This window comes from Enterobacter sp. SECR19-1250, from assembly GCF_013391025.1.
Taxonomy (GTDB): Bacteria; Pseudomonadota; Gammaproteobacteria; order Enterobacterales; family Enterobacteriaceae; genus Enterobacter; species Enterobacter cloacae.
This window is the reverse complement of sequence record NZ_JACASJ010000181.1, coordinates 1-5,065: the sequence shown is the minus strand read 5'-3', so window position 1 is coordinate 5,065 and position 5,065 is coordinate 1. Positions and strand designations below refer to the sequence as shown.

The following is a 5,065-nucleotide window of genomic DNA, read 5'->3' as shown; positions in this document are numbered from 1 at the left end:
CACAACCCGCTACGGGGGAGACTTACCCGAAATCTGATTTATTCAACAAAGCCTCAGCGAGTCAGCTTGGGAAGAAATGACCTGCTTATTCGCACCTTCCCTAATAAGTGTGCAATCCTCATGCATATAATCCATATATCCGTATAAAATAATCTTAGCGCTGCATTTTATTTTGTATTAGATAACGTGAAAAATATTCTTCTCCTGATGCGTATTGAAAAAAATGGCGAAATTCAGCTAACTTACTTTCATATTTTTCCCTGTCCTTCTCTGAGATCCTTTTCAGAACACAATCCTGTAATGAGTCCATTCCCAGCCACTCGCTAAATGCGACGGACCAGGCAATCGAGTCGATATCATCGTCATCGTATTGATACATTTCCTCTTTCATCAATTACAACTCCCTTTGTAAGATATTTATTTCTAAGCGAAGGCACGAAATATTTCCTGTTTTCAAATTTTTACTTTACGCGTAAATATAAGAATAAAATTTCTGATGTGCTTCGACCCGCGATAAATTTTAGTCAGTTGAAACGGCTGAACGGATCATTTTGCGCAAAAGGTCCGGGCGTATCGACGCGGCGGCGTCGTTCTCCCTTCTCTGGTTGGATGAGGCGAACCTGACGCGCAGTGGTATACTGCTGAGAACCCTGTGAAACAGAGTAGTAAAGCGTCAGCTCAATACTTCCCGGGAGCCCCGTCGCGGCAGAAGAGCAAGAAATAGCGTGACACAAGGGGCAGTGAGTGGGCTATAATTTCGAGCTGATTTCGAATAATTTTGAAATACTGCCTGTAACGCTATGAATTACAAGGCAAAATAAGCAATGAATATAAGGATTAAAGCTATGGGTTTTCTTTCCGGTAAGCGCATTCTGGTAACCGGCGTTGCCAGCAAACTGTCCATCGCATACGGCATCGCACAGGCAATGCATCGCGAAGGCGCTGAGCTGGCGTTCACCTACCATAACGACAAGCTGAAAGGCCGTGTTGAAGAATTTGCCGCGCAGCTGGGTTCCAGCATTGTTCTGGAATGTGACGTTGCACAAGATGAAAGCATCGATGGCATGTTTGCTGAACTGGCAAAATCGTGGGATAAATTCGACGGTTTCGTTCACTCCATCGGCTTCGCACCTGGCGACCAGCTGGACGGTGACTACGTGAACGCGGTAACCCGCGATGGCTTTAAAATCGCTCACGACATCAGCTCTTACAGCTTTGTTGCGATGGCGAAATCTTGCCGTGCCATGCTGAACCCGGGCTCCGCCCTGCTGACCCTGTCCTACCTGGGCGCAGAGCGCGCAATCCCTAACTACAACGTGATGGGTCTGGCTAAAGCGTCTCTGGAAGCAAACGTCCGCTACATGGCGAACGCAATGGGCCCTGAAGGCGTGCGCGTTAACGCCATCTCTGCAGGTCCAATCCGCACCCTGGCGGCTTCCGGTATCAAAGATTTCCGTAAAATGCTGGCACACTGCGAAGCGGTTACCCCGATTCGTCGTACCGTTACCATTGAAGATGTGGGTAACTCTGCAGCATTCCTGTGCTCTGACCTTTCCGCGGGTATCTCCGGCGAAGTGGTTCACGTTGACGGCGGCTTCAACATCGCTGCAATGAACGAGCTGGAAATTAAATAAGTTTGTGACTCTCTTCCCGCCCGGGAAGAGAGTTTTTCCCGGCCCGCCCTCTCTCGTTATTCCGTTCTGCTATTTGTTATCACCTAACAATATTTTTCCCCTCATCCGCCTTACGCCAGGATATTGATCGCCATTTTGAGATCAAGGAACGCCCATGGAACAACGCCGTTTTTCCGGCAAAGGCCACTGGTACCACGAAACCCAGTCAAACCACGCGCAGACGGATGTCCTGCCTCTGGTGCCCGAAGCCGCTAACGTCGACGATCGTTTTTTGCTCGATTTAGCCTTACCGGATGAGATTGTTACTGCCTGTGCTGGCTGGCTTACTCCTGCCCGGGCGTTATGTCACCGGCTGTTTCCACTCGATATCGCCGTCAACCGTCTGCATACGCTGAGTGCCTACGACAGGCTGAGCACCGCGCTGACGGTGGCGCAGGCCTGCGGGGTTCAAAGGCTCTGTAACCACTACGCCGCCCTTCTCGCCCCCCTTCCCGGCCCGGACTCGTCTCGCGAAAGTAACCGCCGTCTGGCCCAGATCACGCAGTATGCCCGCCAGCTTGCCAGCTCACCGGATGTCATCGATGATAAAGCGCAGAACCAGCTTGATGAGGTGGGTCTGACAACGTATGACATTGTGCTCATCAGCCAGATTATTGGCTTCATCGGTTTTCAGGCCCGCGTGGTAGCAGTATTTCAGGCGCTGCTCGGCCACCCCGTACGCTGGCTGCCGGGACACCATATTCAACCGCACACGCTGCCCGCCAGGCCCGGCGTCTGGATCGCTCTACTGCCTGTCGTGGAACTGCGCTATGCCAGTGCGCATCAACTCGAGTCGCTTTCACGCTGGCAAGCCGAGCCCGCCCTTCAGGCGCTGACGCCTGTGCTCTGCTACGAACCCACGTTGCTCGATCTGACGGGAGAAATCCTGAACCATTGCCGCAATGAAGACCGGGCCGCGTCGCCAGCGCTCTTAGCGGCCGTGGAGTTGTTGACACGTTCACCGGACCGTTTCAGTGCAGCACAGTTTAACCCGCTCACGGAAGAAGGACTTCCCGCTGGCCGGGCGATTGCACTGCTTACGCGAAGCGCGTTAGACGGCTGGCTGGAGCGTTTGAAAGTGGCGCTTGGCAAAGCGGAATAACCATACTATTTACCCAAAGAGCGCTTGCTGTGGCAGTGAGAATCGCGTAAAACTGTCAGCCGCTCAATGGCTACGAAAATAGAACATTATGTTTCAGGACAACCCGCTGCTAGCGCAGCTTAAACAGCAACTGCATTCCCAGACGCCGCGTGCAGAAGGGGTCGTAAAAGCCACGGAAAAAGGCTTTGGTTTCCTTGAAGTCGACGCGCAGAAAAGCTACTTCATTCCGCCACCGCAGATGAAGAAAGTGATGCACGGCGACCGCGTCATGGCGGTTATTCATACCGAAAAAGAGCGTGAATCTGCCGAGCCGGAAGAACTGATCGAGCCGTTCCTGACCCGTTTTGTGGGCAAGGTACAGAGAAAAGACGATCGTCTCTCCATCGTGCCGGATCATCCTCTGCTGAAAGACGCCATCCCCTGCCGTGCCGCTCGCGGCGTTGAGCATGATTTTAAAGAAGGTGACTGGGCCGTTGCGGAAATGCGCCGTCATCCACTGAAAGGCGATCGCGGTTTCTATGCGGAACTGACCCAGTTCATCACGTTCGGTGATGACCATTTTGTACCGTGGTGGGTTACGCTTGCGCGCCATAACCTTGAGAAAGAAGCCCCGAACGGCGTCGCCACCGAGATGCAGGACGAAGGTATTGAGCGTCGCGATCTGACTGCCCTGGAGTTTGTTACTATCGACAGCGCCAGTACGCAAGATATGGATGACGCCTTGTATGCTGAAGAACTTGCTGACGGCAAACTGCTGTTAACCGTTGCCATTGCCGATCCTACCGCCTGGATTGCTGAAGGCAGCAAGCTGGACGATATCGCGAAAATCCGTGCGTTCACCAACTATCTGCCGGGCTTTAACATCCCGATGCTGCCTCGTGAACTCTCCGACGATCTCTGTTCGCTGCGGCCGAACGAAGTGCGTCCTGTGCTCGCCTGCCGCATGACCATTGCTGCGGACGGCACAATTGAAGACGATATCGAATTCTTCGCCGCCACCATTGAATCTAAAGCCAAGCTGGCTTACGACGACGTCTCTGACTGGCTGGAGAACACGGGCAGCTGGCAACCAGCCTCTGAGGCCGTTGCCGCACAGATTCGTCTGCTGCACCGCATCTGTCTGAGCCGCAGCGAGTGGCGTCAAACCCATGCGCTGGTGTTCAAGGATCGTCCGGACTATCGCTTTGTTCTGGGCGAAAAAGGTGAAGTGCTGGATATCGTGGCCGAACCACGACGTATTGCGAACCGCATCGTCGAAGAAGCGATGATTTCCGCCAATATTTGTGCCGCACGTGTGCTGCGCGACAAGCTCGGCTTCGGCATTTATAACGTTCATACCGGGTTTGATCCGGCGAACACCGAAGCGCTGGCCGCCTTACTGAAAAACCATGATGTGCATGTTGACCCGGAAGAAGTGCTGACCTTGCAGGGCTTCTGCAAGCTGCGCCGCGAGCTGGACGCACAGCCTTCTGGTTTCCTCGACAGCCGTATTCGTCGCTTCCAGTCTTTTGCCGAGATCAGCACAGAGCCTGGTCCACACTTCGGCCTCGGTCTTGAAGCCTACGCCACCTGGACATCTCCAATTCGTAAGTATGGCGATATGGTTAACCATCGCCTGCTGAAAGCGATCATTAAGGGCGAATCAATTGCGCGTCCTCAGGATGACACTACCCTGCAGATGGCAGATCGTCGGCGCCTGAACCGCATGGCGGAACGTGACGTAGGTGACTGGCTGTACGCCCGCTTCCTGCAGGACAAAGCCGGCACAGACACTCGCTTCGCTGCAGAAATCATTGATATCAGCCGTGGGGGGATGCGCGTACGTCTGGTGGATAATGGGACGGTGGCCTTTATTCCTGCGCCGTTCCTGCATACCGTTCGCGATGAACTGGTCTGTAGCCAGGAAAACGGGACTGTGCAAATCAAAGGTGAAACGGTTTACAAGGTCACCGACGTGATTGACGTAACTATCGCCGAAGTCCGCATGGAAACCCGCAGCATCATCGCGCGCCCTGCCGCCTGATAAGCTGTTCAATTGTCGGCCCTTTCCTTGCCGGACGGGCCGACAATTTTTTCTTTTACGCCACGCTGCAAATTCTTCATTTTTTCTTACTATTTTCAGACTTCCCCCGCCCAAATTCGCCAGAATTATCTACAGTAAAAGAGTGCCGTTATATTCGGTTACGTGAATTTTTATTTGCTAAGTATCCTTTTTTACCTGACTCGTTTTATTATAACCGACATTCCGCAGCTAATTTAGGAATAAACTACCTCATAGAGTCTACCGAGT

At 52.9% G+C, this 5,065-nt stretch carries 4 protein-coding genes; 3 read left to right on the top strand and 1 reads right to left on the bottom strand.

Annotated elements, in window-relative coordinates; genetic code table 11:
- Positions 1–154: 154 nt before the first annotated feature.
- Positions 155–391 (bottom strand): hypothetical protein, encoded by a 237-nt coding sequence (locus HX884_RS25185; protein ID WP_058681314.1) that lies wholly within the window; start codon positions 389–391, stop codon positions 155–157.
- Between the two features lie 454 nt (positions 392–845).
- Here HX884_RS25185 and fabI point away from each other — a divergent pair, with 454 nt between their 5' ends.
- The 3 genes from fabI (at position 846) to HX884_RS25170 (ending at position 4,798) form a co-directional block, all read left to right on the top strand.
- On the top strand, positions 846–1,634 hold the full coding sequence (gene fabI / locus HX884_RS25180) for an enoyl-ACP reductase FabI (protein WP_178328959.1): 789 nt from the start codon (positions 846–848) through the stop codon (positions 1,632–1,634).
- Between the two features lie 154 nt (positions 1,635–1,788).
- Positions 1,789–2,775 carry a CMD domain-containing protein gene (locus HX884_RS25175; RefSeq protein WP_045903101.1) on the top strand — a complete coding sequence of 329 codons (987 nt, stop codon included), beginning with the start codon at positions 1,789–1,791 and terminating at the stop codon, positions 2,773–2,775.
- Positions 2,776–2,863: 88 nt separating this feature from the next.
- Entirely contained in the window at positions 2,864–4,798 is a 1,935-nt protein-coding gene (locus HX884_RS25170; RefSeq protein ID WP_178328958.1) for an exoribonuclease II, read from the top strand.
- The last annotated feature ends 267 nt before the right edge of the window (positions 4,799–5,065 follow it).